We start from the raw sequence: 26,995 nt of genomic DNA on the forward strand, positions 1-26,995 counted from the left end.
TTGCCAATCCTGTTGCGCTGGCGTTTGATCACAGGGTGATATCGACCGCCCGGAAAGCCCCTGCCCCATGCTGCGCCTGATCAAATCCCATCCCATCGCGGCCACTGGTTTTGCGCTGGCCCTGGCGCTGACGCTGTTCTTCATGGCGCGGATGGTGCTGGACCTGCTCTATTGGGCCGATCCGGCGCATCGCAATCAATCCCCCGAAGCCTGGATGACACCGCGATACATTGCCCATTCCTGGGGGCTTGATCCCAAGGATGTGCGCGCTGTTGTCGGCCTTGGCCCCGAACGTCCGCGCGCGCGCCCAACGCTGGATTGGATTGCGAAATCCCGCGACGTCCCCGTTGAAATTGTGCTGGAAGAAGTCAACGCTCTGCTGACCCAGAAAGGGGCCAAGAAATGAGCGAGGCCCTGATCAGCGCCCTGGCGACCTATGGCAGCGCGCTGCTGTTCATCACCACTTTGCTGAGCTGTCTCGCCCTACCGGTGCCTTCTTCTTTGCTGATGCTCAGCGCGGGCGCATTTGTGGCCACCGGGGATCTGGCCCTGTCAACGGTTGGCCTGGCGGCGCTTGCCGGGGCAATTTGCGGCGACCAACTGGGTTATGTCCTGGGCGCGCGGGGCCGCGGGGCGCTTGTCAGCTTCATGAACCGCACAAAGCCCCGCGCCCGCATGATGGCCCGCGCTGAGGCCTATCTGCACAAATGGGGCGGGCTTGGGGTGTTTCTGTCGCGCTGGCTGTTTTCGCCGCTTGGCCCCTATATCAACTTCGCCGGAGGCGCGGCGCATATGTCCCATTGGCGCTTTAGTCTGTTTTCAGTGCTGGGCGAAATCGTCTGGGTCGGGTTTTATGTCGGGCTTGGCTATCTATTTGCTGACAATTTGGCGATGGCCTCAGAACTCGCTGGCGACATGCTGGGGGTTCTGGCCGGGCTGTCCTTGATGTTTGGTTTTGGGTTCTGGCTCTATCATCATCACCGCAAAAAGCAGGCCACCGTGACGGCCAATTGACCTGAGGCCGCCCACACCCCATATCTGACATATGTTGCGTTTCACCCCCATCCTGCTGGCGATTCTCTATGCCATTGTGGTTTATAGATTTTCCGCCTGGCGCACCGCAAAAATGCTGGATCAGCAGTCTTCGCGCCTTGCGGACCCGGCGCTTGAGCAATTGATCAGCAAGATGGCTTCGGCCCTCGATCTGCCACGCATCCGCGTGCACATCTATGAAATTGAACCCGTCAATGGGCTGGCTGCGCCCGATGGGCGCATTTTCATCACGCGCGGCTTTTACAAGAAATACACCCACGGGGAGGTCACCGGACCAGAAATCGCCAGCGTGATTGCCCATGAGCTTGGCCATGTGGCCCTGGGCCATTCGCGGCGCAGGATGATCGACTTTTCGGGCCAAAACGCCCTGCGCACCGCGCTGGCCATGGTGCTCTCACGGATCATTCCGGGCATCGGCGGCTGGATAGCCAATATGCTGACCACGCTTTTGGCTGCGCGCCTCTCGCGCTCTGATGAATATGAAGCGGACGAATATGCCGCCGCGCTGCTGACCAAATCCGGCATCGGCACCGCGCCGCAAAAATCCCTGTTTCACAAGCTTGAGGCCCTGACAGCCGGCGCAGGCGGCGCGATGCCCGCTTGGCTTCTCAGCCACCCCAAAACGGCGCAGCGGATCGACGCGATCGACAAACTCGAAGATAAATGGGGCGTGAAACGCGACGGATAACGCCTTAAGCGTAGAGCTTCGCCAGCCGCGGGAGCCGCGCCTTTTTCAACAATGCGCGCTTTTCCCAAACCTTCCCCGAAAGGCGGTTGGCCTCGGCTAAAACCTCATCCACCACGGTATCCACCAGCTCAGGCGTCTTGTCCCATTGCCCGCGCAGCAGCGTATCCGGGTCAATCCGGGTCAGCCCCTCTTCGGCCAGAATATGTCTGGGGAAATCCTTGGCATTGACCGTGACGATGACATCACAAGACCCGGCAATGGCGGCAGCCAGCACATGGATATCTGCCGGATCTGGCAAATACAGCCGCGCCTCCAGCCCCTCGGGCCAACGCAGGGCATGGCTTGGCCAATCCGATTTCAGCAGGGCAATTTCTGCCCGCGCTTGCGCTTCGCCGGTGGGGCCAAGTTTGCGCGCCGCCCGCGCCCATTCTTCCAAAATGCGATCTGACCAACGCGGTTCAAACGCGCCGCGTTTTGCCACCCCAAGAAGCAGCGCCCGCATCACGGTCGGATACATCACGCAGGTGTCCAGCAGCGCCCTCATAGACGGAAGAACAGCGCCTTCAGATAGCCGCTTTCCGCCAGCTGTGGCATCAAGGGATGATCCGGCCCGGCAAAACCCGTGTGGATCAACTGCCCGCGCCGACCGGCCCGGCCAATGCCGCGCGCCGAGGCATTGCGAAACAGCGACAGCTCGGCCGCGTGCGAGCAGGAACAAAGACCCAGATAGCCGCCCTCAGCCACCAGCGGGGCCGCCAGACGCGCCACGCGCTCATAGGCGCGCAGCCCTTTTTCGAGCGCGGGTTTATTGGGGGCAAAGGCAGGCGGATCACAGATCACCACGTCAAACTGCGCGCCCTCCTCCGCCAGCGCTTCAAGCTGGGCAAAGGCATCGCCCTTGCGGGTTGTGAACCGATCCGTCATGCCCGCTTGGGCCGCGCCTTCTTCGGCCAGCGCAAGCGCCGCTGCAGAGCCATCCACAGCAACGGCACTGGCCGCGCCGCCCGCCAGCGCCGCGAGGGAAAAGCCGCCGACGTGTGAAAACACATCAAGGACCCGCGCGCCGCGCGACAGGCGCGCCGCAAAGGCATGGTTGGGGCGCTGATCAAAAAACAGCCCGGTTTTCTGCCCGCCCATCAGATCAGCCATATAGGTTGCGCCATTCATCGTGACCGGCACCGGGGCTGCCGGGGCGGTACCAAGCAGAACAGCGCTGTCCTCGTCCAGCCCCTCAAGGCTGCGCGCACGACCAGAGCCGTTTTTCAGCACCGTGGTCACGCCCGTCACTTCGGCCAGGGCGGCGGTCATCTGCGGCAGCAGCGCCTCGGCCCAGGCGGCATTGGGCTGCAACACACAGATATCGCCAAACCGGTCGATCACCACGCCGGGTAGCCCATCAGTTTCGGCATGCACCAGACGATAGAACGGCTGATCATAAAGCCGGGCGCGCAGCGCCAGGGCCCGGGCGAATTTCGCAGCAAACCAGGCTGTGTCGATCTGCGCCGCTGGATCACGATCCAGCATACGGCAGATAATCTTGCTGGCCGGGTTGACCGCAACCAGCCCCAATGGACGGCGCTCTGAATCTTCGAGCACTGCAAGGCTGCCAGCGGCGAGTTTTTTGGTGCGCCGGTCAACGACCAGCTCGTTTTCATAAACCCAAGGGAAGCCATGGCGCAGGGCCCGCGCATTGGCTTTGGGTTTCAGGCGAACGGTGGGGAAATCAACTGTCATGGCCGCTTCCTACTGGCAATTTGCCGTTAAGAAAAGCGCGAAACCCCGCAAGGCCTGAACGCTGCTCTAACGCTGGCGGCGCCAGCCGCCGCGCCGGCGTGTGCCCGCGCCTTGCATCTGCACTGTGCCTTCGCGCAAAATCTCTGTCATCGGGTGGTCGGGATGCGCGCGGCCATAATGATCCAGAAGGGTCTGGATCTCGTCCTGCGCGGCCATGTCCGAGGGCAGACCCAGCGCCCAGTCAAGAAAAATACTGCGGCATTGCACCGTGTTGATGCCGTCGATCGCATAAGCTTCTTTGATCAAACCCTTGGGATCAAACATGATTTACCCTTTCATTTGCGCCGGACGTGCCAATGCGGCCTCAATCACCGCGCTCGCCTTTGCGGCAGCATCTGACAGCAGCGCTTCCAGCGCAGACAGACTTGGCGCATGCAGCACCCGTTGTAAAAAGGCGCAGCCACCCGCGCCGAGGTCTTTGGGGTCAGGCGCCGAACTGCCCAAAAGCCGGGTGGCAATCTGCAAGGTCAGATATTGATCATAGACCGTTTTCAAAGTGTCCGCTTCGTCCCCGGACAACCAGCCGCACGCAGCACCCGCGTCAAGAGCCGCGCGAATGTCGCAATCCGCGCAGCCCGCCATCAGGGCCGCGGCCTGCGCCGTCAATTCGATATCCTGTAGCCGCCCCGCGCCGATCTTTGCATCCAGCGGCCCGGCACTGCTTTTCGCCGAGGCGATCTTAGCGCGCATGTCACGCACATCGGCGCGCAGTTTCGCCTCGTCTGATGGCTGTGCCAGCAGCTGGGCGCGAAACGCTTCGACTTCCTCCATCAGATCCGCCGCCCCGGTGACGGCCCGCGCGCGGGTCAGCGCCAGATGCTCCCAGGTCCAGGCCTGGTTTTTCTGATAATCCTGAAACGACGCCAGTGAGGTGGCCACCGGCCCCTGCGTGCCAGATGGGCGCAGACGCATGTCCACCTCGTAAAGCCGCCCTTCGGCCATCGGCGCACTGAGCGCTGTGACCAACGCTTGCGTCAGCCGGGCGTAATACATGCGACTGGGCAAAGGCCGTTTGCCCTCTGACATCTCAACCCCGGCGGGATCATAGATCACGATCAGATCAAGGTCAGAGCTTGCGTTCAACATCCGCGCGCCCAGCGACCCCATGCCCAGTACCATTGCGCCGCGCCCGGGCATTGGGCCATGTTTCTCGGCAAACTTATCGGCGACCACCGGCCAGAGCGCGCCAAGCACAACATCCGCCAGTTCGGCATAATGTCGGCCCGCTTCCGGCGCCGTGATCAAACCGCGCAGGTGATGCACGCCAATGCGGAAATGCCATTCTTTTGTCCAGCGCCGCGCGGCATCCAGCTTGCGTTCGTAATCATCGCCTTCGGCAGCCAATCGGGGCGCAAGGCTGTTTTGCAATGCCTCTGCGCCGGGCCAGTCGGCGAAAAATGACCCGCCAATCACCGCATCAAATACCCCGGAATTCCGCGACAGATAGCGCGCAAGTTCTGGCGCAGTTCCAACAATATCAATCAGCAGATCGACCAATTGCGGGTTGGCTTCGAAGAGCGAAAACACCTGCACACCCGCAGGCAACCCGGCCAGAAAGCCATCCAGCGCCAAAAGCGCCTCCCCGGGGCGGGCGGTGCCCGACAGTTTTTGCAGCAATTCCGGGCGCAGGCGGTTGAAAATTTTTACCGCGCGCTCTGATCGCAGGGCCGGATAGCTGCGCCAACGCTCCAGCACGTCGGGGTCAAAGGCATGACTGGGTTCGTCTGGCGCAGGTGCCATCGCATCGGGCGCGAAGAAGCCTTCGGTCAGCTCATGCACCTCTTCGATCCGGGCGCGGATATCATCGCGCAGCGCCTGCTGGTCCAGCCCCATCAGGCAAGCGATCCGCTCGATCCCCTCTGCGGATTTGGGCAGATCATGGGTCTGGGCATCATTGATCATCTGAATGCGATGCTCCAGCTCGCGGTGTGCGCGGTAATGCGCGCTCAGCTTGGTGGAAACATCCGCGGGCACCCAGCCCTTGCCTGCCAGCGCGCCAAGCATCGGCACGGTCTTGCGCCCGCGCAACTCAGGATCACGCCCCCCGGCGATGAGCTGGCGGGTCTGTGTGAAAAACTCGATCTCGCGAATGCCGCCCCGGCCGAGTTTCATATTGTGCCCTTCCAGCGGCTGATGACCGCCCAGCCCCTTGTGTTCGCGAATGCGCAGGCGCATGTCATGGGCATCCTGAATGGCGGCAAAATCCAGATGCTTGCGCCAGACAAACGGGCGCAGGGCCTCAATGAACCGCGCCCCGGCTGCCACATCGCCGGCGGCGGGCCGCGCCTTGATGTAAGCGGCACGTTCCCAAGTGCGTCCAAGGCTTTCGTAATAGCGCTCTGCCGCCTCCATGGCGAGGCAAACGGGCGTCACCGCCGGATCGGGGCGCAGGCGCAGATCGGTGCGAAAAACATAGCCTTCGCCAGTCAGATCGCTGAGCATCGCCATCGCGCGGCGCGTGGCTCGCACAAAGCTGGCGCGGGCATCATAAAAATCCGCCGGGTCAAACCGAGTTTCATCAAACAAGCAGATCAGGTCGATATCGCTGGAATAATTCAATTCATGCGCGCCCATCTTGCCCATGGCCAACGCCACCATGCCGCCGCAGGTGGCGATGTCATCCTCGCTGGCACCCGGCAGTTTCTTGCGTCGAATCTCGGTGGCGATGGTCGCCTGCAACGCCAATTGGCACGACAGATCCGCGAAATCCGTCAACGCGCCCGTGACCTTTTCCAAGGGCCAGACCGCTGCGATATCCGCCAATGCGGTCATAAGCGCCACGCGGCGTTTGGCCTGTCGCAGTGCAAAGGGCAATTGGTCCGGTGCCGTGGCGCGCAGGTCTTCAAAAATGGTGTCCAACGCCGTGTCCGGTGCTTCCAGCGCTTGAGGCAGCCAGTCGGCCTCGCGCCTTAAGAGCGTGTTGAGGTAAAAACTGCTGCCCGCAACCCCCGCCACAAGCGCCGCAAGATCGCCGGAAAACATCGGGTAGAGCGCGGCGGTTTCCTGCCCCAGATCAGCATCAAAGGCGCGCGGCAAACGGGTGATCGCAGATTGAAATTCCATGCCCAAAGCATGCGGCGCGGCGCTGTGAGCGTCAACATCAGGCAGACGCACTTGGCATGAAAAATTCGCAGGATCATCATGCAGCAACCGATCATTTGAACGGATGGCAAGGCAATCATTTCAATTGGGGAAATGGTGGGTCGTGAGAGGCTCGAACTCCCGACATCTTCGGTGTAAACGAAGCGCTCTACCAACTGAGCTAACGACCCGATGACGCGGCTTTTAGCTCTGGCGCGCCGAGGCTTCAAGCGGAAAATGCATCAATGCGGCAACTTCTTTTGCGCCGCTAAACGCCCAAAAAAGGCCCATAAAAAAACGCGCCCATGGGCGCGTTTAGTTTTTATATCAATGCGTTATACGCAAGATTTAATGTGTCACCGCGCCGGCTGCACTCTCAGGCTTAAGCGCCGCTGCCGCAGCTTCTTCGGCGGCTTCGTCCCATTCAACCGGCTCAGGCTTTGCGACAAGCGCCTTTTCCAGCACTTCGGAGACATGGGTGACCGGGATGATATCGAGCCCCTCTTTCACATTGTCCGGGATATCGGCGAGATCTTTTTCATTCTCTTCTGGGATCAGCACGGTTTTGATCCCGCCGCGCAGGGCCGCCAGCAGTTTTTCTTTCAGCCCACCAATCGGCATGGCATTGCCGCGCAGCGACACCTCACCCGTCATCGCGATATCCTTGCGGATCGGAATGCCGGTCAGCACAGACACAATGGATGTCACCATCGCCAAACCCGCCGACGGGCCATCCTTGGGCGTGGCCCCATCGGGCACGTGCACGTGGATATCCCATTTCTCAAACATCGGCGGTTTGACCCCGATCCGCGGCGCAATCGAGCGCACATAAGACGAGGCTGCATCGATGGATTCTTTCATCACATCGCCCAGCTTACCCGTGGTCTTCATCCGCCCTTTGCCGGGCAGTTTGAGCGCTTCGATATGCAGAAGATCACCGCCGACGCTGGTATAGGCCAGCCCGGTGACAACACCGACCTGGTCTTTGCTTTCAGCCAGACCATAGCGATATTTTTTCACGCCGAGGAAATCATGCAGGTTTTCCGGGGTGACAGTGACTGTCTCCTCTTGGCCCTTCACGATCTTGGTGATCGCCTTACGCGCTGTCTTGCCAATCTCACGCTCAAGGTTCCGCACGCCCGCTTCGCGGGTGTAGGTGCGGATCATTTCCTGCAAGGCTTCCGGCTCCAGCGTGAATTCCTTGGCTTTGAGGCCGTGGTTCTTCACCTGCTTCGGAATGAGGTGACGATGCGCAATCTCAGCTTTTTCATCCTCGGTGTAACCCGCCAGCGGAATGATCTCCATCCGGTCGAGCAATGGCCCCGGCATGTTGTAGCTGTTGGAGGTCGTCAGGAACATCACATCAGATAGATCATATTCCACCTCAAGGTAGTGATCGACAAAGGTGCTGTTTTGCTCTGGATCCAGAACCTCAAGCATGGCGGATGCGGGGTCGCCCCGGAAATCCTGCCCCATCTTGTCGATTTCATCGAGCAAGATCAGAGGGTTGGTGGTTTTCGCCTTTTTCAACGCTTGAATGATCTTGCCGGGCATGGAGCCAATATAGGTCCGGCGGTGGCCACGAATTTCGGATTCATCGCGCACGCCACCCAGCGAGATGCGAATAAATTCACGTCCCGTGGCCTTGGCAACCGATTTCCCGAGCGAGGTTTTCCCCACGCCTGGAGGGCCCACGAGGCACAGGATTGGCCCCTTGAGTTTGGCAGAGCGTTTTTGAACCGCCAGATATTCGACAATGCGTTCTTTTACTTTTTCCAGCCCAAAGTGGTCCTGATCCAGCACATCCTGCGCCTTGTTCAGATCCTTTTTGACGCGGGATTTCTTGCCCCACGGGATAGACAGCATCCAATCCAGATAGTTGCGCACCACCGTGGCTTCGGCGGACATGGGCGACATATTCTTGAGCTTCTTCAGCTCTGCGTCAGCCTTTTCACGCGCCTCTTTGGACAGTTTGGTCGCTGCAATTTTCTCTTCCAGCTCCTGGATTTCACCAGAGCCATCCTCGCCATCGCCCAATTCCTTCTGAATGGCTTTCATTTGCTCATTCAGGTAATATTCGCGCTGGGTCTTCTCCATCTGGGATTTGACGCGGGTTTTGATCTTTTTCTCGACCTGCAGCACGGACATTTCGCCCTGCATCAGCCCATAGACCTTTTCCAGCCGTTCGGACACAGACAGGGTTTCCAGCAGCTCTTGCTTCTGGTCCACTTCGACACCCAAATGACCGGCCACCAGATCGGCCAGACGCGCCGGCTCTTCGGTGTCCGAGACGGCATTCAGCGCCTCTTCAGGGATGTTTTTCTTGACCTTGGCATAGCGCTCAAACTCATCCCCGACAGAGCGCAGTAGCGCTTCGATCGTGGTGGCGTCGCCCGGAATTTCGCTGAGGTATTCTGCGGTGGCTTCAAAGAAAACATCGTTTTCGATGAAATCATTGATCTGCACCCGTGCCTGCCCTTCGACCAGCACTTTGACGGTGCCATCAGGGAGTTTCAGCAGCTGCAGCACATTGGCCAGCACGCCGGTGCGATAGATGCCTTCGGCTTCCGGATCGTCCTCGGCGGGATCAATCTGGCTGGCCAGAAGGATTTGCTTGTCGTCCTGCATCACCTCTTCGAGGGCGCGCACGGATTTTTCCCGGCCCACGAAAAGCGGCACGATCATATGTGGAAACACCACGATGTCGCGCAGCGGCAGAACGGGATAGGAGGAATTGAGTGGCTCTTGCATGCTCGGTCCTTATCTTTGGCAAGACAGCCCGGTCCCGCTTGGCGGCAACGCTCGCTGTCTCCTCTTCAGAGGCTTTATTTGGGAAGGCACCCGCGGCCTTTCAACCTGTGCCTCATTATGTTGCCTCCCAGAATGCCTGCTGATCGGAGGGATCACAAGGGAGGATTTGGCGAGATTCATCCCATGTTAATGCAGACCCGCAAACTTTGGCCGATGACAGCAGAATTTGATCGCCCACCGCGCGTGTCGCCCAAAATTCGGTCTGCGCCGAAACGTCAAAGGGCATTTGACACGTTTGAAGGCAGGCCATAAATTGAGTTCAGATACGGCGCGGGTCCGCCCGCGACCGCTTCCCGAAAGGGACACAGATGCAGAGGAGTGGGTCACCCGCTCCTCTGTTTTCGTTTCGCACTTAAGTTTTAGCCTTAAAGCGGCTCAATATCGCCCTGCGCGCGGCCAGCGTGGAAATCCTTTTCCCAGGCGTCAAATGTGCCGGCGGAAATCGCATCGCGCATACCCTGCATGATGTCCTGGAAATATTGCAGGTTATGCCAAGTCAGCAGCATGCCAGAAATCATCTCGTTGCTGCGGAACACATGGTGCAAATAGGCACGGGAATAATTCTGACAGGCCGGACAGCTGCAATTTGCATCCAGCTGGCGCGGATCGTCCGCGTGGCGCGCGTTTTTGATGTTCACCACCCCGTTGCGGGTAAAGGCTTGGCCCGTGCGGCCCGAACGGCTGGGCAACACGCAATCCATCATATCGACGCCGCGTTTCACCGCGCCAACGATATCATCGGGTTTGCCAACGCCCATCAGATAACGGGGCTTATCCACCGGGCAGAAATCTGGCGCATAGTCCAGACAGTCAAACATCGCCTCTTGGCCTTCGCCCACGGCCAGACCGCCGATGGCATAGCCTTCAAAACCAATCTCTTTCAGCGCCTCAGCGCTTTCTTCACGCAGGTCCTGCTCCAGCCCGCCCTGCATGATCCCAAACAGGGCATGGCCGGGCCGGTCGCCAAAAGCCTCGCGGCTGCGTTTGGCCCATCGCATCGACAGCTGCATGCTTTCCGCAATGCGTTTGCGATCTGCGGGCAAGGCCGGGCATTCGTCAAAGCACATCACAATGTCCGAGCCCAAGAGACGCTGAATCTCCATTGAGCGTTCCGGCGTCAATTCATGTTTTGAACCGTCGATATGGCTTTTGAAGGTCACACCCTTTTCGGTCAGCTTGCGCAGACCGGCCAGCGACATCACCTGAAATCCACCGGAATCCGTCAGAATCGGGCGCTCCCAGTTCATGAATTTGTGCAGACCGCCCAGACGATCTATGCGTTCCGCCGTGGGGCGCAGCATCAAATGATAGGTGTTGCCCAGCAGGATATCGGCTCCGGTGGCGCGCACGCTTTCCGGCATCATGGCTTTGACTGTCGCAGCCGTGCCAACCGGCATAAAGGCCGGCGTGCGGATCTCGCCGCGTGGCGTATTGATCACGCCGGTGCGTGCCTTGCCGTCGGTTGCCTTCAGTTCGAAGTTGAAAAGCTCTGCCATCTCGTATTCCTGCTGCCGTAAATCACCGCTCTGCCGGTGATTCCCCCTAATGCCAAGGAGCCACGCCCATGTCCACCACCGAGCCGCGCCCAGATCTGACACTGGGCTGGGAGGAATGGGTGTCGCTGCCCGATCTCGGCCTGCCTGCCTTGCGCGTCAAGGTTGACACCGGCGCGCGCACGTCCGCGTTGCAAGCCTCTGATATCGAGGTGTTTGGCCCGCAAGACGCCCCCATGGTGCGCTTTGCCGTGCATCCGATCCCCGGCGATGAGAGCCTGATCATCGCCTGCTCGGCCCCCATAAAGGACCGGCGCGAAATCACCTCGTCCAACGGGGAAAGCGAAATGCGCTATGTGATCGAAACTGCGCTGGCGGTAAACGGCCAGAGCTGGCCTGTGGAACTAACGCTGACTGATCGGCGCGGCATGGCGCTGCATATGCTGCTGGGGCGGCAGGCGCTTGAGCATGTCACCGTGCAGCCCTCCGAGCGGTTCTGCCAGCCGGAGCTCGACTATTCGGTCTATTCCACTGCGCAGATCCGCCGCACCGCGCCGCGCCGGGCGCTGCGTATCGCCGTGCTGAGCCGCGAGGACAATTATTCCACCCGCCGGCTGGTGGAAGCGGGCGAAGCAAAGGGGCATACGGTTGAGGTCATCGACACCACCCGCTGCTATATGGCGATCAATACGTTGGCACCGGAAATTCACTATGATGGCAAGCGCTTGCCGCGCTATGACGCCGTCATCCCGCGCATCGGGGCCTCGATCACCCAATATGGCACCGCCCTGCTGCGCCAGTTTGAAACCATTGGCACCTATTGTGTGAATGGCTCAGCGGGGATCACCGCAAGCCGAGACAAGCTGCACGCCCATCAGGTGCTGGCGCGCCAGCGTATCGGCATGCCCGCGACGGCCTTTGCGGCCTCCCCCAAGGACACCCAGAATCTGATTGGTATCGCCGGGGGCGCGCCGCTCATCGTCAAGCTGCTGGAAAGCACGCAAGGCAAAGGCGTGGTTCTCGCGGAAACCCCCAAGGCGGCGGAATCCGTCATTACCGCCTTTCGCGGGCTGAAGGCCAATTTTCTGGTGCAGCAATTCGTCAAAGAGGCGGCGGGCGAAGATATCCGCTGTCTTGTGGTTGGCGGCAAAGTGGTTGCCGCGATGAAGCGGTCCGGCAGCGAAGGGGATTTCCGCTCCAATCTGCATCTGGGCGGCTCCGCGACTGCGGTCAAGATCAGCAAGGAAGAACGCACCACCGCCCTGAAAGCGGCGCGCGCCTTTGGGCTGACCGTGGCCGGAGTCGATTTGTTGCGGTCCTCATCGGGCCCCAAAGTGCTCGAAGTTAATTCCTCCCCCGGTCTTGAAGGGATCGAGAAAATCAGCGGCAAAGACATCGCCGCGCTGATTTTCAATGAGGTTGAGGCCAATGCCCGCCCTGCCCCGCAACGCCGCCGCAAAGAGATGCGCGCCGCCGCCTCTTGACCCCACCGCCCCCAAGGCCGATCTTGAAGCCATGATTTACATAAGGAATTTCTGATGTCCGACGATCTAACCCCGTTGCTGTCTGGCAATATCGTGCTGCTTGTGGCGGCGGCTTTTGTGATCATTGTGATCCTGAAAGGCGTGCGCATCGTGCCGCAGTCTGAAAAACATGTGGTCGAGCGCTTTGGCCGCCTGCGGTCGGTACTGGGGCCGGGCATCAACTTTATCGTGCCGTTTCTGGATGTGGTGCGGCACCAAATCTCGATCCTTGAACGGCAGCTGCCCACCGCCAGCCAAGACGCGATCACCAAGGACAACGTGTTGGTGCAGGTCGATACCTCGGTCTTTTACCGCATTATCGAACCGGAAAAGACGGTCTATCGCATCCGCGACGTGGATGGCGCAATTGCCACCACCGTGGCCGGGATCGTGCGCGCTGAGATCGGCAAAATGGATCTGGACGAGGTGCAATCCAATCGCTCCGCTTTGATCGCCACCATCAAAACGCTGGTGGAGGACGCGGTGGACAATTGGGGCATCGAAGTGACCCGCGCGGAAATTCTGGATGTCAATCTGGATCAAGCCACCCGCGATGCGATGTTGCAGCAGCTGAACGCCGAACGTGCCCGCCGTGCCCAAGTGACAGAGGCCGAAGGCGCAAAGCGCGCGGTTGAATTGCAGGCCGATGCTGAACTTTATGCGTCGGAACAATCCGCCAAGGCGCGGCGCATTCAGGCCGACGCCGAAGCCTATGCCACAGGCGTTGTGGCGCAGGCCATCAAGGAAAACGGGCTGGAAGCCGCGCAATACCAAGTAGCGCTCAAGCAGGTTGAGGCGCTGAACGCGCTGGGCAATGGCGACGGCAAGCAAACCATCGTGCTGCCCGCCGCCGCATTGGAAGCCTTTGGCGATGCGTTCAAATTGCTGAAAGGCGGTGCATGATGGCGACGGTGATCACGCTCTGGTGGGTCTGGATCGCGGCCGCCTTTGTGCTGGGCATTCTGGAAATGGTCCTGCCCGGCTTTATCTTTTTGGGCTTTGCCATTGGCGCGGCGCTGGTGGGGTTGGCGATGCTTGGCCCGCTCGCGCTGCTGTCGCCTGCTGCCATTTTGCTGATCTTTGCTGCGCTCTCGTTGGTCGCTTGGCTGCTTTTGCGGCGGTTCTTTTCCCTGCCGCAGGGCCAGGTCAAAACCTTTGATCACGATATCAACGATGGCTGAAAGCAAGAAATGCCTGTGAGCGCCGATCCCTATCGCCACCACCCCGGCCTACGTGGCCGGATCATTGACCCGCAGGAGTCGTTTTTTCGCGAGTTCCGCGTTGAAACCATTCTGGCCGCGCACCCCGAGCTTGAGCCAATCAGGCCGCATCTGCATTCTGACGCCACGCGCGATGCAAACCGGAAGGCCGCGCTGGATGGCCACATGCATGAGGATCTTTGGGTGTTCGCCTATGGGTCGCTGATGTGGGATCCGGCCTTTTATTTTTCCGAAGTGCGCCGCACATTTGTGCCCCAGTATGCGCGCCGTTTTATCCTGCGCGAGGTCTATGGCGGGCGGGGCACCAAAGAGGCACCGGGTCTCATGGCCGCGCTGGATCACGGGGATGGCTGTGATGGGTTGCTGTTCAAAATTCCGCAGGCCCAGATTGAGGAAGAAACCGAAATTCTTTGGCGGCGCGAACTGGTGGCCCCCGGCTATGTGCCGACGTTTGTCACCGCACAGTTTGCCGATCAGACCGCGCAGGCGCTGACCTTTGTCGCTGATCACGACGCAGAGCAGATTTGCGGCGATATCAGCCACGCCGAGCAGATCAATTGCCTGGCAAATGGGGCCGGGATCCTCGGCACCAGTCTGGAATACCTGGAAAACATCGTCGCGCAATTTGATGCGCTGGGGATCAGCGATCCGCATTGCACACAGCTTTTGGCGGACGCACGGGCCGCGCAGGCCGCGCTTTAGCGGCTTTATCCTGCCCTCTGGACGTTGCACCGCATATTCCCTATATCAACACTCAGGAATAGACAGGTAAGCAAATGACTCAGGAATCTCAGCCGATCGAGGGCACGCCCCTTATTGCCCCCTCCAGCACCGACCACCCGCTGCACGAAGCGGCGGTTGAGGCCTGCCGGAGCGTCTTTGACCCCGAGATTCCCGTCAATATTTATGATCTGGGTCTGATCTATACCATTCTGATCAATGAGGAGTCCGAGGTCAGCGTGACCATGACCCTAACCGCGCCCGGCTGCCCGGTTGCCGGTGAAATGCCAGGCTGGGTGGAAGAGGCGATTTCTGGCGTTCCCGGCGTCAAGACCGTTGATGTGCAACTGGTCTGGGAGCCCCCCTGGGGCATGGAAATGATGTCTGACGAAGCCCGATTGGAATTGGGGTTCATGTAAGCAGCGGCCCTTCGGGGCCGTTTTTTGTTGTGCATCCTGATTGGGATACCCCCCAGATTAGCACGCATTTTAGGGTGCATATCTCATAAAGCACCCAAAAAAGGTTGCATTACTCCACATGCACCCTATTATAGATGCATGTCACACTATCGTTCCTCCGTCCTGACGGGCGACTTGGTGAAATCCTCCAGGTTGACCCCGGCCCAGATCACCCAAGCGTTTGACGCGCTGGGCCACTGCGCAGAGGTGGCCGCCACCTGGCATGGTGCCCCGCTCAAATTCACCCGACACCGCGGCGATGGCTGGCAGGTTTTGCTGCACCGCCCCCGCTATGCCCTGCGCACCGCTTTGTTTTTCAGGGCCACAATAAAATCGCTTGGCCCTGAGTTTGACAGTTACATCGGCATCGCCACTGGCGAGGCGGCCATGACGATGACTGCGGATTTGAACGATCGCAACGAGGCAGTTTTTGTGCAATCCGGCCATGCCCTTGAGGACATCAAAACCAAAACCGGCAAAGCCTTGGCGACATTGAAATCCATGAACAGCTTTGCGCCGAAACTGGCCTATGCCACACCGGGTGCCGAAGCCGCGGCTGTTGCGCTGGCCGATCACATCGCCGAGGACTGGACCCCCAACCAAGCTGAGGCCATGGCGCATATGCTGTCGCCAATCCAAGACATGTCCTATACCGATCTGGCAAAGACATTAGACAAATCCAGACAGGTGGTGACAAAAACTCTGCTTTCTGCTGGATATCAAAGCCTTTATCTCGCGCTGCATTTGCTGGAAAACCAAGATGATTGAAACCTTTGTCGCCCTTTTTGCCGCCCATGTGCTGGCAGATTATGTGTTTCAATCCGGTATTATGGCCGCCAACAAACATCGGCTTGCCCATTTGGCGCTGCACGGTCTGGTCGTACTCCTGACCGCCACGCTCATCACCGGCACATTTGGCGCGCCGGTGGTGGTTCTGACCGCGCTGCACGTCACGACAGATGCCATCAAGGCGCGCGCTGGCCAGACCATAGCCGCGCATTTGGCCGATCAACTGGCGCATCTGATCACCCTGGCACTGATTGCGCTTGCGGTACCCGACCTCTGGCACAGCGGCATCTGGGCCAACGGACAGCTTGCCCCTGCCCCCGTTTGGCTGCCGCATGGGCTGCTCCTGATCTTTGGAGCGATCTATGCCACGCGCGCCGGCGGCTTTGCCGTTGGCCTTTTGATGGCCCCGTACGGACCAGAGTTTTCGGCCGACAGCCTGCCGGGCGGCGGCAAGATGATCGGCCTGCTGGAGCGCGGGCTGATCTATGTGTTGACGCTCGCAGGGCTGCCAATTGGCATTGGGTTTCTGATCGCGGCCAAATCTGTGTTACGCTTTGAAAGCCCCAAAGAAGGTGCCATCGCCGAAAATCGCAAACGCTCAGAATACGTCATCATCGGCACGCTGGCCTCTTTTGGGTGGGCCATTCTGGTCAGTCTTGCCGTGGTTTTTCTGCTCGGGCAATTACCAGACCTTGGCATTGACTGACTAAAACACTAAGTAAGCAGGAAAGGAGAACGCAATGTTCGGCATTCCAGGCAAACAGGCGGTGACAATCACCCCAAAGGCGGCAGCACAAATCGTCAAGCTGATGCAGAGTGACGGTCACGAAGGGCTGCGCATTGGCGTTAAGAAAGGCGGCTGCGCTGGCATGGAATACACCATGGAATATGTCGACAGCACCGACCCGATGGACGAGGTCGTCGAGCAAGACGGCGCGCGGGTCATGATCGCCCCCATGGCGCAGATGTTCCTGTTTGGCACCGAGATTGACTATGAAACCTCGCTGCTGGAATCCGGGTTCAAATTCAACAACCCCAATGTCACCGAAGCCTGCGGCTGCGGCGAATCCATCAAATTCGCGGATATGTAAACGCCGCGTTCCGCCGCTGTTCCCTGATGTGCGACATTTGCGTTAACGCCAACGGGTTGACGCCCTCACCCGTTCTGCCCAAAAGACTTTCAATGGATTTTTGAATGGGAAGGGAGGCGACATGCGCCGTAAACTCGCCGCGGGCAATTGGAAAATGAATGGCCTTGCGGCCAATCTGACAGAGCTGGACGCCATGAAAGCGGCGGCCGCAGCCGATAAGGTAGACGTGCTCATCTGCCCCCCCGCCACGCTGATCAGCCGCGCCGCCGACGCCGCCGCCGGCAGCTCCATTGCCATCGGCGCGCAGGATTGCCATGCCAACGCCTCTGGCGCGCATACCGGCGACCTCAGCGCCGCCATGCTGGCGGATGCCGGCGCAAGCCATGTTATCACCGGCCACAGCGAACGCCGCGTGGACCACAGCGATAGCGACGCGGATGTCGCCGCCAAGTCGCAGGCCGCTTTTGACGCGGGTCTGATTGCCGTGATTTGCCTGGGTGAAAGCCTGGCGCAGCGCGAGGCCGGCGACACGCTGGACGTTATCGGCACGCAGCTCGCCGGCTCCACCCCCGACAGCGCCACCGCCGCCAATACCGTCATTGCTTATGAACCTGTCTGGGCGATTGGCACCGGCAAAGTGCCAACCTTGGAACAGATCGCCGAGGTGCATGATTTCATCCGCGCCAAATTGGTAGCCCGCTTTGGGGCCGAGGGCGACGGCATGCGCATTCTTTATGGCGGATCGGTCAAACCCGGCAATGCAGATGAGATTTTTGCTGTCTCCAACGTCGACGGCGCGCTGGTGGGCGGCGCAAGCCTGAAGGCCAGCGATTTTAACGCCATCATCACCGCGCTCGGCAACGCCTAAGCGGTCGCAAGCCATGGGAACGCGCCCAGAAAACGGGGCGCGTTCATTAATACACTAGGTTCATCACCGTCAGCGACACCAGCAGGAATAGCACGGTCATGATGCCGCCACTCTTGACGAAATCCATCACCTTATAGCCCGCAGGCCCCATGATCAGCGCGTTCACCTGATGGGTCGGGATCAGAAAGCTGTTGGAGGTGCTGATCGCCACTGTCAGCGCAAAAATCCCCGGATCGCCGCCCGCCGCCATCGCGATGGACACTGCCAAAGGTACCAAAAGCACCGTTGCCCCGACATTGGACATCACCAGGGTGAAGACGGTGGCGAGCACCGCAACCCCGGCCTGCAGCCCCCAAAGCGGCCAACCATCCAGCAACGCCAGAATTTGCTGCGCGATCCAGGCCGCCGTGCCGGTATTTTGCACCGCCTGCCCCAAGGGTATGAGACTGGCTAAGAGAAACACGGTGGACCAACTGACCGCTTCGTACGCTTCGTCAATGTCCAGCACCCGGGTCACAATCATGCCCGAGGCCCCCACCAGCAGGCAGAGCGACAGGCGCACGTCACTGAATAGAATGAGCGCAAGCGCAATTGCGAAAAACAGCATTGCCCAACCCAGTTTGCGCGGGCGCAGCTCTTCACGGGGGAAATCCTGCGTCACAACCACGAAATCGCGGTTTCGGGTCAGGCGGGTCAGCGATTCCCAGGTTATATGCACGACCAGCGTGTCCCCAGCCTTATAGGGCACTTCGGCAATGGCTGTGGGTTCGTGATCTTCGGTCTCAATATAGCTGAGCGTTTCCTCGTCGCGGTGAATCGCCAGCATCGACGCGGTGTAGGTCTTGCGGAACTTGATCTCATGCGCAGTCTTGCCAATCAGACTGGAGCCGGGCGGAATGACCAGCTCGGCCACCCCGGATTTGGTGGAGGCATAATCTTCGGCAAAAACTTCGAGATCCTTGTGCAGGGTGAAATCTTCGTTCAGCACCATGGCGCGAATCTCGCGGATCGGCCCCAGCACCGCCAAACGGCAGGGCGTTTCAATCTGCGTGGTGATCAACGGCGCAAACCAGCGCTGCCCGCTGACCGCAGAGCCAATCACATAGACATGATATTTCTGCATCAGCTCATCAAAGGTCAGGCGCTGGCACGGGTGACGTTCCGGGATCGAAATTTCGACAATATCGGTGTGCAGGCCATAGATGTTGCGCAGGTATTCCTTCAGCGATTGCGCTGATGTCCCGTCCCCCGTCTTGCTGCCCTTGGGCAGAACCCAGCGACCAAAGACCACGAAATACACGATCCCGGTCAAGATCAGGCAAAGACCGATCGGCGTCACCGAAAACAGGCTGAACGGGGCCATCTGTTGCCCGTCGGGCAAGCCGGAATTTGCCGAAATAATCAAATCATTCAGCAGGATAAGAGGCGACGAGCCCACCATGGTCATGGTGCCGCCCAAGATGGCGCAAAACCCCATCGGCATCAAAAGCCGCGACAGCGGAATTTCCGTGCGCACCGAAATGCGGCTGACCACCGGCAAGAACAGCGCCGCTGCGCCGACGTTCTGCATAAAGGAAGAAATCACGCCGACCGTGCCCGAAATGATCGGTATAATCCGCCCTTCGGTTGTGCCGCCGCGCTTTAAGATCACGGCAGCGACCTTGCCCATGATTCCGGTCTTGTCGAGCCCCGCGCCAATGATCATCACCGCAATGATCGACACCACCGCATTTGAGGCAAAACCGTCAAACAGCTGGGCCACATCTGCGACATTCGCCGTTGCGGGGAATTGCGAAATAAGCCCCAAAAGCACCATCACAATGATGGCGGCCAAATCGATCCGAACGATTTCAGAGACAAACAAAAAAACCGTGAATGCCAGAACTCCGAGCACCACGGTCATTTCAAACGTGAGTGTTACTGCTTCCATTGCGCCTCCTGTGTAATTTTATTGCACGCCAATTGCGAGACGCGCAATATTCCGCCGGGAAATTTCTTCACATATTCAGCAAATTCGACTTGCGGCGCCTTAAAACCGCGCTGAAACTGCGCGCATGAAAACGCTGCAGCAATCGCCCACCGATCCGGATTTCGTCCAAAACCCCTATCGGTTCTATGACCGCGCGCGCCAAGACGGCGCGGTGCATTTCTGGGACGACTATGGCATGCCGGCCGCCTTTTCCTACAGCACCGTGTCGATGCTGCTGAAGGACCGCCGATTGGGCCGTGAAATACCCGCAGACCAACGCCAGCCCCCGGCCCAGCACACCGCCGCCTTTTACGCGGTCGAAGCGCATTCGATGCTGGAACTTGAGCCACCGCGCCACACCCGCCTGCGCGGGCTGGTCATGCGGGCCTTCACCAGCCGCCGCATACAGGATCTGGGCCCAGAGATCCGGGCGCTCTGCCGCTCGATCTGCGCGACCTTTCCGTCAGACCCCTTTGATCTTATTGACCTCTATGCCAGCGAAATCCCGGTGATCGTGATTGCAAGGCTGCTGGGCGTGCCCGAGGACATGCGCAGCCAGCTTCTCAGCTGGTCCCATGCCATGGTGGGCATGTACCAGGCTGCCCGCACCCCCGAGATGGAATATGCCGCCGCCGAGGCCGCGCAGGCCTTTTCCGATTTTCTGCGTGGCTATATCGACCTGCGGCGCAGCCAGCCCGGCGATGATCTGATCAGCGAGCTGATTGCGGCTGAAGAAGATGGCACCCAGCTTTCCACCGAAGAACTGATTTCAACCTGCATCCTGCTGCTAAATGCGGGGCACGAAGCCTCAGTGCATACGCTGGGCAATGCGGTGAAAACGCTGCTGGAAACCGGCGCAGATCCGGCCCGCCTCCTTACCAATGATCGCGTGGCCACCACGGTGGAAGAGCTGATCCGCTATGATCCGCCGCTGCATATGTTTACGCGCTATGCCTATGACACGATTGAGGTGAACGGCGTCACACTCAAGCCCGGTGATCAGATTGCCCTGATGCTAGGCGCGGCCAATCGTGACCCCGCGATGTGGGAGGCCCCGGGCCGCTTTAATCCTGATCGGCCCATTCAAACCAATATGGCCTTTGGCGCTGGCCGTCATTTTTGCATCGGCGCAGCGCTAGCGCGGCTTGAGCTGCAAATTGCGCTGCAGGTGTTGTTTGAGAGCTGCCCGAAGCTCACATTAACCGAACCGCCGCGCTACGCGAATATCTACCATTTTCATGGGCTAAATCGGCTAATGGTTCAGGTCTGAGGGGTGCTCAGCGGCAAAAGCGTGGTGGATTTGATCTCTTCCATCGACAGGAGCGCGGTCACATTATGCACCCGCACCTCTGAGATCAGCGCCTGATAGAACACGTCATAGGCACGCGCATTTGCGACGCGCACTTTCAGTATGTAATCAATATCGCCCGCCAGTCGGTGCGCCTCTTGCACTTCTGGGCGATCCTGAAGCGCCTTGAGGAACTTTGCCTGCCAATCGGCCTCATGGGCGCTGGTGCGGATCAGCACAAAGAAACAGGCCTCAAATCCAAGCGCCTCTGCATCCAGCAAAGCCGTTTGTTGCTTGATGATTCCGCCCTCGCGCAGCTTGCGAATACGATTCCAAACCGGCGTCTTGGAAGAGCCCACACGACGGGCAATTTCGTCCAGAGACAACGCCGCATCGCGCTGTAGCTCATCAAGAATTTTCCGATCCATATCGTCTATTCGCAACGCCATTCTCAATTCCTCAGCTATTCAGAACTTTTCGCCGTATTTTCACGATCAGCGAAACGTTTGTTTTAATTTTATCCGACATCTAGCGAATATGGGGAACAATTTCCTATATTGCACTCAAAGTCAAACGCCAAAGGCCACGTCCGATGAAACACTTTCCCATCTTCCTGTCTGTGAAAGGACAGCGCATTGCCCTTTCGGGCGGCGGGGATGCGGCTGTGGCCAAACTGCGTCTGCTGTTGAAAACAGAGGCGTTGCTGACAGTCTATGCCGAAAACGCCACTGCTGAAATCCGCGATTGGGCGGCGGCTGGCCGCCTGACGCTGATTGCGCGCAGCTTGCGTGCGGGCGATCTGGCGGGCGAAGTGCTGTTTTACGCGGCAGACGAAGACGCTGCTGAGGACGCGCGCACCTCGGCCATCGCGCGTGCTGCGGGCGTGTTGGCCAATATCGTCGACAATCTGGAAGACAGCCAATTCATCACCCCGGCAATTGTTGATCGCGACCCGGTCACAGTGGCAATTGGCACCGAAGGCGCCGCGCCGGTTCTGGCCCGCGCAATCAAAGCCGATCTGGAAGAGCGTCTGCCGAGCCATCTGGGCCTGCTGGCGCGTGTCGGCAAAGGCTTTCGCAAAGCCGCAGAGGCCCTGCCCTTTGGCCGCGCCCGCCGCGCCTTTTGGGCGGATTACTATTTCAAAGCAGGCCCGCGCGTGGCCGCCAACGGTTCGGTTGCCGCGCAGCAGGCGCTGGATGAGCTGCTGTTTGAGCACCTCGCGCAAGATGCCGCGCAGGGCCATGTGGCCTTTGTCGGCGCTGGCCCCGGTGATCCCGAATTGCTGACGCTGAAAGCGCGCAAAGCGCTGGATACCGCGGATGTGGTGATCTACGACCGTTTGGTTGCCCCGGAAATTCTGGAACTTGCCCGCCGTGAAGCGCAGCTGATCGATGCCGGCAAAACCCCATACGGGCAGCACACCCCACAAGACACCATCAACGAGATGATCGTTTCGCATGCCAAAGCAGGCCATCAGGTTGTGCGTCTGAAATCCGGTGATGCCACCGTCTTTGGTCGTCTGGACGAAGAGTTGACCGCCTGCGACGCGGCCGGCGTGGCGTATCACGTGGTGCCCGGCATTACGGCGGCCTCTGCCGCTGTGGCCTCCATCGGGCAAAGCCTGACCAAGCGCGGCCGCAATTCTGGCGTGCGCTTCCTGACCGGGCATGATGTGGCAGGCTTTGCCGATCATGACTGGCGTGAGCTGGCGCAGCCCGGCCAAGTCGCGGCCATCTATATGGGCAAGAAAGCCGCGCGCTTCATTCAGGGCCGCCTGATTATGCATGGCGCCGACCCTGCCACCGAAATCACCGTGGTGGAAAACGCCTCGCGCGCCGATCAGCGTGTGCTGGCGACCACGCTTTCCGCCCTTGCAACCGATTTGGCGACCGCAGCGTTCAGCGGCCCGGCCTTGACTTTCCTTGGCCTCTCCCCGCGCGCTGCACAGACGTCGCTGACCAAGATTCAACAACAGGAGCTCGCCTGATATGGCCCGCGCTTTTACACCCAAAGTTGTCACCGCAAACCACCTTCTGGAAGGTGACGTGATCTATATGACCGCCAGTGGCGACTGGACCCGCGAGCTGCGCGACGCTGAGCTGCTGACCGACGAAGCGGATGCGGATCTGCGCCTGCTCGAAGCGCAGCAGCAGACCGCTGTGACCGTTGGTGCCTATCTGGCAGATGCAAAATCCGGCCCCGATGGCCGCCCCGAACCCACCCACTTCCGCGAAGAGTTCCGCCGCACCGGCCCTTCGAACTACTTCCACGGCAAACAGGCAGAGGCATAATCATGTATCAGTACAACGACTTTGACAGCGCCTTTCTGGCTGAACGCAACCGTCAGTTCCGCGCCCAGGTGGGCCGCCGCATCGATGGCTCGCTGACCGAAGATGAATTCCGCCCACTGCGCCTGATGAACGGGCTGTATCTGCAGCTGCACGCTTATATGCTGCGCGTGGCCATCCCTTATGGCACGCTGTCTTCGGCGCAGATGGACAAGCTGGCTCTGCTGGCTGAAAAGTGGGACAAAGGCTATGGCCATTTCACCACCCGCCAGAATATTCAATACAACTGGCCAAAGCTGAACGATGTGCCAGATATGCTGGACGCGCTGGCAGAGGTGAACCTGCATGCGATCCAAACCTCGGGCAACACCATCCGCAACGTGACCGCAGACCATTTTGCGGGCGCATCGGCTGACGAGGTGGCCGATCCGCGCCCTGTGGCGGAATTGATCCGCCAGTGGTCCACAGATCACCCGGAATTCCAGGCGCTGCCACGCAAGTTCAAAATCGCTGTCTCCGGCGCGCGTGACAATGACCGCGCGGTGATTATGGCGCATGACATCGGCCTTTATATCGTTGAAAACGACGCAGGCGAAGTTGGCTACCAGCTGGTGGTCGGCGGCGGTCTGGGCCGCACGCCCATGATCGGCAAAGTGCTGAAGGATTTCATCCGCCAGGACGATCTGCTGGCCTATCTGGAAGCAACCGTTTCGGTCTGGAACCTGCTGGGGCGTCGCGACAACAAATATAAGGCACGCATCAAGATCACCGTACACGAGCATGGCATCGAAGAAATCCGCCGCCGCGTGGAAGATCGCTTTGCTCTGATCCGCCCGACGTTTGGCGGCTTTGACGTCGCATTGCTGAAAGAGATCGAAGCGTTCTTTGCGAACCCGGAATTCACCAGCGCGCCGGTCGATGCCTATACCGCCGCCTATGATGCTGACCCGCTGTTCCGCAGCTGGGCCGATGCCAACCTGTCGGCGCACAAAAATGACGACTATGCGATTGTTACCATTTCGCTGAAGAAACACGGCGAAACACCGGGCGACGCCAGCGCCGCGCAGATGCGCGCCATGGCCGAACTGGCCCGCCAATATGGCCATGACGAGCTGCGCATCAGCCATGAGCAGAACGTGATCCTGCCGCATGTGCATAAATCCCATCTGCCGGCGATCTATGCCGCGCTGAAAGAGCAGGATCTGCACACCGCGAATATCGGCCTGATTTCCGATATCATCGCCTGCCCCGGTATGGATTATTGCGCGCTGGCAACCGCCCGCTCGATCCCTGTGGCGCAGCAGATTGCAACCCGCTTTGACGAACTGAAGCTGGAGCATGACATCGGCCATCTGCAGATCAAGATCTCGGGCTGCATCAACGCTTGTGGCCACCACCATGTCGGTCACATCGGCATTCTTGGCCTGGACCGCGCGGGCGTCGAAAACTACCAGATCACCCTGGGCGGTGACGCGACCAACACGGCGGCCATCGGGCAGCGCGTTGGTCCGGGCTTTGCCTATGATGAAATCGTACCGGCAATCGAACGCACGGTGCGGGGCTATCTTGACCTGCGCGAGGACGAAAACGAGACGTTTATCGAAACGTTCAACCGCGTCGGCCTCGCCCCGTTCAAAGCCTATATTTACCCTGAGGCGCAGGCCAATGCCGCATGATCTCATCACAGACAGCTCGGCTGTGTCCGCTGTGAACCTGAGCGCGTCGGATCAGCCTGATCCGCTGCGCGAAAAGGTCGCCGCGCTCAACAGCCGCTACAAGCACCACTCGGCCACCGCCGTGCTGGAGCGTGCGCTGAAAGACCCTGATGTGGGCAAGCTGACCATGGTCAGCTCCTTCGGGGCGGAAAGCGTGGCGCTGCTGCATCTGGTGGCCATGGTGGACAATTCGGTGCCCGTGCTTTTTGTGGACACCGAAATGCTGTTTGCCGAGACGCTCGAATATCAGCTGGAAATCACCGAGCGGCTGAACCTCAGCAATGTGCAGGTGATCCGCGCAAGCGCTGCGACGCTTGATGCCGAAGACCCCGATGGCACGCTGCATCAGCGTGACACGGATGCCTGCTGTGCCCTGCGCAAAACCCGCCCCTTGCAAAAGGCGCTGCGCGGTTATGATGGTTGGATCACCGGACGCAAACGTTTTCAGGCGGGCACGCGCGCGCAGCTCGAATTCTTTGAGATCGAAGATTTCACCGGCCGCATCAAGGTGAACCCGCTGGCCTTTTGGGCCCCCGAAGATGTACGCGCCTATCTGGAAGAAAACCGCCTGCCGAAACATCCGCTGGTGGCCAAAGGCTACCCCTCGATCGGCTGCGCCCCTTGCACAAGCCCGGTGAAACCGGGAGAAGACCCAAGATCAGGCCGCTGGCGCGGTCAGGATAAAACCGAATGCGGCATCCATTTTGTCAATGGCAAGATGGTGCGCAAAGGAGAAACAGCATGAGTGTGATTGTCACCGATTCCGGCTTTGCCGCCGATGATTGGACCAAAGGCTTTGTGGCCGAGTTTGAAACCGCCGCGGCCAATGATGTGGCCGCGCTGGATCTGGCCTCTGACACCAGCCCGGAAAGCCTGAGCAACCTGCTCAGCTCGGTTGAGATGATCCGGGTGGATTTCCCATCGGCGGCGGACGGGCGCGGCTTTACCATTGCGCGCCAATTGCGCCTGATGGGCTACAAAGGCCGCTTGCGGGCCAAGGGACACGTGCTGGCGGACCAATACGCCATGGCGCGTCGCTCGGGCTTTGACGAGGTGGAAATCTCGGACGATCTCGCCGCGCGTCAACCCGAAGACCAATGGCTGTTCCGCGCCGACTGGCAGGCCCACGATTATCAGTCGCGCCTGCGCGCCAAGAGCTAACGACAAAGGGCAATTGCACGCAGCTCATGCCGGAGTTGCCGAGATTGCCCTTTTTACCTGACTAGAAACTGTTACATGGAGGGCGGGTAATACCGCCCGATTTGACGATATGAATGAGCAAACCGCAGTGACCGAAGCATCTGCCGTAGCGGCACCCAAAAAACCCGCCCTGCCTGACCCGCAGACCGTGACCGAAGTGAAACATTGGACAGATCGTCTGTTTTCTTTCCGCTGCACCCGTCCGGCCTCTTTGCGATTCCGGTCTGGTGAATTTGTGATGATCGGTCTGATGGGCGATCCTGACCCCAAGACCGGCAAGCAGAAACCTTTGCTGCGGGCCTATTCCATCGCCTCCCCGTCCTGGGATGAAGAGATGGAATTTTACTCGATCAAAGTGCAGGACGGTCCGCTGACCTCCAAGCTGCAGCACATCAAAGTCGGTGACGAAATCATCCTGCGTCCCAAACCCGTGGGCACATTGGTGCATGACGCGCTGATCCCGGGCAAACGCATCTGGTTCTTTGCGACCGGCACCGGCTTTGCGCCATTTGCCTCGCTGCTGCGCGAGCCTGAGACCTATGAGAAATTCGACGAAGTCATCATCACCCACACCTGCCGCGAAGCCGGTGAGCTGACCTATGGTGCGGAGCTGATCGAAAGCCTGAAGCACGATGAGCTGCTCAATGAGGTGATCGGCGAAGGCTTCTGGAAGAAGATCAAATACTACCCGACCACCACCCGCGAAGAGAGCCCGAAGATGGGCCGCATCACGGACCTCATGCGCTCTGGCGAAGCCTTCAAAGACCTTGGGGTTGAGCCGCTGAACCCAGACACCGACCGCGCGATGATCTGTGGCAACCTGGCGTTTAACCTTGAGCTGAAGGACCTGTTTGAGAACACCTATGGTCTGGAAGAAGGCGCAAACTCCAAGCCAGCGCACTACGTGGTTGAGAAAGCCTTCCTCGACTAAAACGTCGCGACGTTG

Annotated in this window: 27 protein-coding genes and 1 tRNA gene; 19 read left to right on the forward strand and 9 right to left on the reverse strand. The window is 59.5% G+C overall.

What is annotated here, in order from left to right; genetic code table 11:
* The first annotated feature begins 67 nt into the window (after window positions 1-67).
* Genes N6L24_RS03645 through N6L24_RS03655 form a run of 3 tightly spaced genes read left to right on the forward strand, consistent with a single transcriptional unit; the run spans window position 68 to window position 1,741 of the window.
* Window positions 68-406, forward strand: coding sequence for a hypothetical protein (locus N6L24_RS03645; RefSeq protein WP_271843273.1), 339 nt, complete (start codon window positions 68-70; stop codon window positions 404-406).
* Window positions 403-1,014: a DedA family protein gene (locus tag N6L24_RS03650; protein ID WP_271843274.1), complete on the forward strand. Its 612-nt coding sequence runs from the start codon at window positions 403-405 to the stop codon at window positions 1,012-1,014. Before N6L24_RS03645 ends, N6L24_RS03650 begins: the two co-directional genes overlap by 4 nt.
* Before the next feature lie 31 nt (window positions 1,015-1,045).
* Window positions 1,046-1,741, forward strand: coding sequence for a M48 family metallopeptidase (locus tag N6L24_RS03655; protein ID WP_271843275.1), 696 nt, complete (start codon window positions 1,046-1,048; stop codon window positions 1,739-1,741).
* 4 nt (window positions 1,742-1,745) lie between these two features.
* Here N6L24_RS03655 and N6L24_RS03660 read toward each other — a convergent pair whose 3' ends face one another.
* The 7 genes from N6L24_RS03660 to tgt form a co-directional block, all read right to left on the reverse strand.
* On the reverse strand, window positions 1,746-2,285 hold the full coding sequence (locus tag N6L24_RS03660) for an RSP_2648 family PIN domain-containing protein (RefSeq protein WP_271843276.1): 540 nt from the start codon (window positions 2,283-2,285) through the stop codon (window positions 1,746-1,748).
* Window positions 2,282-3,475, reverse strand: coding sequence for an RSP_2647 family RNA methyltransferase (locus N6L24_RS03665; protein ID WP_271843277.1), 1,194 nt, complete (start codon window positions 3,473-3,475; stop codon window positions 2,282-2,284). The genes N6L24_RS03660 and N6L24_RS03665 overlap by 4 nt, the downstream gene beginning before the upstream one ends.
* Window positions 3,476-3,541: 66 nt before the next feature.
* Window positions 3,542-3,799 (reverse strand): hypothetical protein, encoded by a 258-nt coding sequence (locus N6L24_RS03670; RefSeq protein ID WP_271843278.1) that lies wholly within the window; start codon window positions 3,797-3,799, stop codon window positions 3,542-3,544.
* Window positions 3,800-3,802: 3 nt separating this feature from the next.
* Window positions 3,803-6,598, reverse strand: a complete 2,796-nt coding sequence (locus N6L24_RS03675) for a glutamine-synthetase adenylyltransferase (RefSeq protein ID WP_271843279.1) — start codon at window positions 6,596-6,598, stop codon at window positions 3,803-3,805.
* 133 nt (window positions 6,599-6,731) lie between these two features.
* Window positions 6,732-6,807, reverse strand: a tRNA-Val gene (locus N6L24_RS03680).
* A gap of 157 nt (window positions 6,808-6,964) precedes the next feature.
* The gene (gene lon / locus N6L24_RS03685; protein ID WP_271843280.1) at window positions 6,965-9,367 is read right to left on the reverse strand and encodes an endopeptidase La; all 2,403 of its coding nucleotides are present in this window, start codon (window positions 9,365-9,367) and stop codon (window positions 6,965-6,967) included.
* Window positions 9,368-9,792: 425 nt separating this feature from the next.
* Complete coding sequence (gene tgt, locus N6L24_RS03690) at window positions 9,793-10,923, reverse strand: tRNA guanosine(34) transglycosylase Tgt (RefSeq protein WP_271843281.1); 1,131 nt, start codon at window positions 10,921-10,923, stop codon at window positions 9,793-9,795.
* 68 nt (window positions 10,924-10,991) lie between these two features.
* Between tgt and rimK the strand changes: the two genes are divergently transcribed.
* The 9 genes from rimK (at window position 10,992) to tpiA (ending at window position 17,589) form a co-directional block, all read left to right on the forward strand.
* Window positions 10,992-12,404 carry a 30S ribosomal protein S6--L-glutamate ligase gene (rimK, locus tag N6L24_RS03695; protein ID WP_271843282.1) on the forward strand — a complete coding sequence of 471 codons (1,413 nt, stop codon included), beginning with the start codon at window positions 10,992-10,994 and terminating at the stop codon, window positions 12,402-12,404.
* A gap of 54 nt (window positions 12,405-12,458) precedes the next feature.
* On the forward strand, window positions 12,459-13,346 hold the full coding sequence (locus tag N6L24_RS03700; RefSeq protein ID WP_271843283.1) for an SPFH domain-containing protein: 888 nt from the start codon (window positions 12,459-12,461) through the stop codon (window positions 13,344-13,346).
* Entirely contained in the window at window positions 13,346-13,624 is a 279-nt protein-coding gene (locus N6L24_RS03705; protein WP_271843284.1) for an NfeD family protein, read from the forward strand. The genes N6L24_RS03700 and N6L24_RS03705 overlap by 1 nt, the downstream gene beginning before the upstream one ends.
* 15 nt (window positions 13,625-13,639) lie before the next feature.
* Complete coding sequence (locus N6L24_RS03710) at window positions 13,640-14,365, forward strand: gamma-glutamylcyclotransferase (protein ID WP_271843285.1); 726 nt, start codon at window positions 13,640-13,642, stop codon at window positions 14,363-14,365.
* A 74-nt stretch (window positions 14,366-14,439) separates the two neighbouring features.
* Window positions 14,440-14,802 (forward strand): SUF system Fe-S cluster assembly protein, encoded by a 363-nt coding sequence (locus N6L24_RS03715; protein WP_271843286.1) that lies wholly within the window; start codon window positions 14,440-14,442, stop codon window positions 14,800-14,802.
* Window positions 14,803-14,940: 138 nt separating this feature from the next.
* On the forward strand, window positions 14,941-15,609 hold the full coding sequence (locus tag N6L24_RS03720; protein ID WP_271843287.1) for a hypothetical protein: 669 nt from the start codon (window positions 14,941-14,943) through the stop codon (window positions 15,607-15,609).
* Window positions 15,602-16,336, forward strand: coding sequence for a DUF3307 domain-containing protein (locus tag N6L24_RS03725; RefSeq protein ID WP_271843288.1), 735 nt, complete (start codon window positions 15,602-15,604; stop codon window positions 16,334-16,336). The genes N6L24_RS03720 and N6L24_RS03725 overlap by 8 nt, the downstream gene beginning before the upstream one ends.
* Before the next feature lie 34 nt (window positions 16,337-16,370).
* Window positions 16,371-16,721 carry a HesB/IscA family protein gene (locus N6L24_RS03730; protein WP_271843289.1) on the forward strand — a complete coding sequence of 117 codons (351 nt, stop codon included), beginning with the start codon at window positions 16,371-16,373 and terminating at the stop codon, window positions 16,719-16,721.
* 121 nt (window positions 16,722-16,842) lie between these two features.
* On the forward strand, window positions 16,843-17,589 hold the full coding sequence (gene tpiA / locus N6L24_RS03735) for a triose-phosphate isomerase (protein WP_271843290.1): 747 nt from the start codon (window positions 16,843-16,845) through the stop codon (window positions 17,587-17,589).
* 46 nt (window positions 17,590-17,635) lie between these two features.
* Here the strand turns inward: tpiA and N6L24_RS03740 are convergent, their stop codons facing one another.
* Window positions 17,636-19,519, reverse strand: a complete 1,884-nt coding sequence (locus N6L24_RS03740; RefSeq protein WP_271843291.1) for an SLC13 family permease — start codon at window positions 19,517-19,519, stop codon at window positions 17,636-17,638.
* Window positions 19,520-19,643: 124 nt separating this feature from the next.
* On the opposite strand from N6L24_RS03740, the gene N6L24_RS03745 reads away from it, so the two are divergent.
* The gene (locus N6L24_RS03745) at window positions 19,644-20,828 is read left to right on the forward strand and encodes a cytochrome P450 (RefSeq protein WP_271843292.1); all 1,185 of its coding nucleotides are present in this window, start codon (window positions 19,644-19,646) and stop codon (window positions 20,826-20,828) included.
* On the opposite strand, the gene N6L24_RS03750 is transcribed toward N6L24_RS03745, so the two are convergent.
* Window positions 20,819-21,295, reverse strand: a complete 477-nt coding sequence (locus N6L24_RS03750; RefSeq protein ID WP_271843293.1) for an Lrp/AsnC family transcriptional regulator — start codon at window positions 21,293-21,295, stop codon at window positions 20,819-20,821. The two genes, N6L24_RS03745 and N6L24_RS03750, sit on opposite strands and share 10 nt — an antisense overlap.
* A 143-nt stretch (window positions 21,296-21,438) precedes the next feature.
* Between N6L24_RS03750 and cysG the strand changes: the two genes are divergently transcribed.
* From cysG to N6L24_RS03780, 6 genes are all read left to right on the forward strand, one after another.
* Window positions 21,439-22,833 (forward strand): siroheme synthase CysG, encoded by a 1,395-nt coding sequence (cysG, locus tag N6L24_RS03755; protein ID WP_271843294.1) that lies wholly within the window; start codon window positions 21,439-21,441, stop codon window positions 22,831-22,833.
* A gap of 1 nt (window position 22,834) precedes the next feature.
* The gene (locus N6L24_RS03760) at window positions 22,835-23,137 is read left to right on the forward strand and encodes a DUF2849 domain-containing protein (protein ID WP_271843295.1); all 303 of its coding nucleotides are present in this window, start codon (window positions 22,835-22,837) and stop codon (window positions 23,135-23,137) included.
* A gap of 2 nt (window positions 23,138-23,139) precedes the next feature.
* Window positions 23,140-24,810 carry a nitrite/sulfite reductase gene (locus N6L24_RS03765; protein WP_271843296.1) on the forward strand — a complete coding sequence of 557 codons (1,671 nt, stop codon included), beginning with the start codon at window positions 23,140-23,142 and terminating at the stop codon, window positions 24,808-24,810.
* Entirely contained in the window at window positions 24,800-25,594 is a 795-nt protein-coding gene (locus N6L24_RS03770; RefSeq protein WP_271843297.1) for a phosphoadenylyl-sulfate reductase, read from the forward strand. The genes N6L24_RS03765 and N6L24_RS03770 overlap by 11 nt, the downstream gene beginning before the upstream one ends.
* Window positions 25,591-26,010, forward strand: a complete 420-nt coding sequence (locus N6L24_RS03775) for a DUF934 domain-containing protein (protein WP_271843298.1) — start codon at window positions 25,591-25,593, stop codon at window positions 26,008-26,010. Before N6L24_RS03770 ends, N6L24_RS03775 begins: the two co-directional genes overlap by 4 nt.
* A gap of 109 nt (window positions 26,011-26,119) precedes the next feature.
* Window positions 26,120-26,980, forward strand: coding sequence for a ferredoxin--NADP reductase (locus N6L24_RS03780; RefSeq protein ID WP_271843299.1), 861 nt, complete (start codon window positions 26,120-26,122; stop codon window positions 26,978-26,980).
* Window positions 26,981-26,995 lie beyond the last annotated feature (15 nt).

Source organism: Cognatishimia sp. SS12, from assembly GCF_028369055.1.
Taxonomy (GTDB): Bacteria; Pseudomonadota; Alphaproteobacteria; order Rhodobacterales; family Rhodobacteraceae; genus Cognatishimia.

Excerpts from the sequence above, each read along its gene's own strand:
- N6L24_RS03645 (WP_271843273.1), top strand. The coding sequence starts at position 68 with ATGCTGCGCCTGATCAAATCCCATCCCATCGCGGCCACTGGTTTTGCG.
- N6L24_RS03650 (WP_271843274.1), top strand. The coding sequence starts at position 403 with ATGAGCGAGGCCCTGATCAGCGCCCTGGCGACCTATGGCAGCGCGCTG.
- N6L24_RS03655 (WP_271843275.1), top strand. The coding sequence starts at position 1,046 with ATGTTGCGTTTCACCCCCATCCTGCTGGCGATTCTCTATGCCATTGTG.
- N6L24_RS03660 (WP_271843276.1), bottom strand. The coding sequence starts at position 2,285 with ATGAGGGCGCTGCTGGACACCTGCGTGATGTATCCGACCGTGATGCGG.
- N6L24_RS03665 (WP_271843277.1), bottom strand. The coding sequence starts at position 3,475 with ATGACAGTTGATTTCCCCACCGTTCGCCTGAAACCCAAAGCCAATGCG.
- N6L24_RS03670 (WP_271843278.1), bottom strand. The coding sequence starts at position 3,799 with ATGTTTGATCCCAAGGGTTTGATCAAAGAAGCTTATGCGATCGACGGC.
- N6L24_RS03675 (WP_271843279.1), bottom strand. The coding sequence starts at position 6,598 with ATGGAATTTCAATCTGCGATCACCCGTTTGCCGCGCGCCTTTGATGCT.
- lon (WP_271843280.1), bottom strand. The coding sequence starts at position 9,367 with ATGCAAGAGCCACTCAATTCCTCCTATCCCGTTCTGCCGCTGCGCGAC.
- tgt (WP_271843281.1), bottom strand. The coding sequence starts at position 10,923 with ATGGCAGAGCTTTTCAACTTCGAACTGAAGGCAACCGACGGCAAGGCA.
- rimK (WP_271843282.1), top strand. The coding sequence starts at position 10,992 with ATGTCCACCACCGAGCCGCGCCCAGATCTGACACTGGGCTGGGAGGAA.
- N6L24_RS03700 (WP_271843283.1), top strand. The coding sequence starts at position 12,459 with ATGTCCGACGATCTAACCCCGTTGCTGTCTGGCAATATCGTGCTGCTT.
- N6L24_RS03705 (WP_271843284.1), top strand. The coding sequence starts at position 13,346 with ATGGCGACGGTGATCACGCTCTGGTGGGTCTGGATCGCGGCCGCCTTT.
- N6L24_RS03715 (WP_271843286.1), top strand. The coding sequence starts at position 14,440 with ATGACTCAGGAATCTCAGCCGATCGAGGGCACGCCCCTTATTGCCCCC.
- N6L24_RS03720 (WP_271843287.1), top strand. The coding sequence starts at position 14,941 with ATGTCACACTATCGTTCCTCCGTCCTGACGGGCGACTTGGTGAAATCC.
- N6L24_RS03725 (WP_271843288.1), top strand. The coding sequence starts at position 15,602 with ATGATTGAAACCTTTGTCGCCCTTTTTGCCGCCCATGTGCTGGCAGAT.
- N6L24_RS03730 (WP_271843289.1), top strand. The coding sequence starts at position 16,371 with ATGTTCGGCATTCCAGGCAAACAGGCGGTGACAATCACCCCAAAGGCG.
- tpiA (WP_271843290.1), top strand. The coding sequence starts at position 16,843 with ATGCGCCGTAAACTCGCCGCGGGCAATTGGAAAATGAATGGCCTTGCG.
- N6L24_RS03740 (WP_271843291.1), bottom strand. The coding sequence starts at position 19,519 with ATGGAAGCAGTAACACTCACGTTTGAAATGACCGTGGTGCTCGGAGTT.
- N6L24_RS03745 (WP_271843292.1), top strand. The coding sequence starts at position 19,644 with ATGAAAACGCTGCAGCAATCGCCCACCGATCCGGATTTCGTCCAAAAC.
- N6L24_RS03750 (WP_271843293.1), bottom strand. The coding sequence starts at position 21,295 with ATGGCGTTGCGAATAGACGATATGGATCGGAAAATTCTTGATGAGCTA.
- cysG (WP_271843294.1), top strand. The coding sequence starts at position 21,439 with ATGAAACACTTTCCCATCTTCCTGTCTGTGAAAGGACAGCGCATTGCC.
- N6L24_RS03760 (WP_271843295.1), top strand. The coding sequence starts at position 22,835 with ATGGCCCGCGCTTTTACACCCAAAGTTGTCACCGCAAACCACCTTCTG.
- N6L24_RS03765 (WP_271843296.1), top strand. The coding sequence starts at position 23,140 with ATGTATCAGTACAACGACTTTGACAGCGCCTTTCTGGCTGAACGCAAC.
- N6L24_RS03770 (WP_271843297.1), top strand. The coding sequence starts at position 24,800 with ATGCCGCATGATCTCATCACAGACAGCTCGGCTGTGTCCGCTGTGAAC.
- N6L24_RS03775 (WP_271843298.1), top strand. The coding sequence starts at position 25,591 with ATGAGTGTGATTGTCACCGATTCCGGCTTTGCCGCCGATGATTGGACC.
- N6L24_RS03780 (WP_271843299.1), top strand. The coding sequence starts at position 26,120 with ATGAATGAGCAAACCGCAGTGACCGAAGCATCTGCCGTAGCGGCACCC.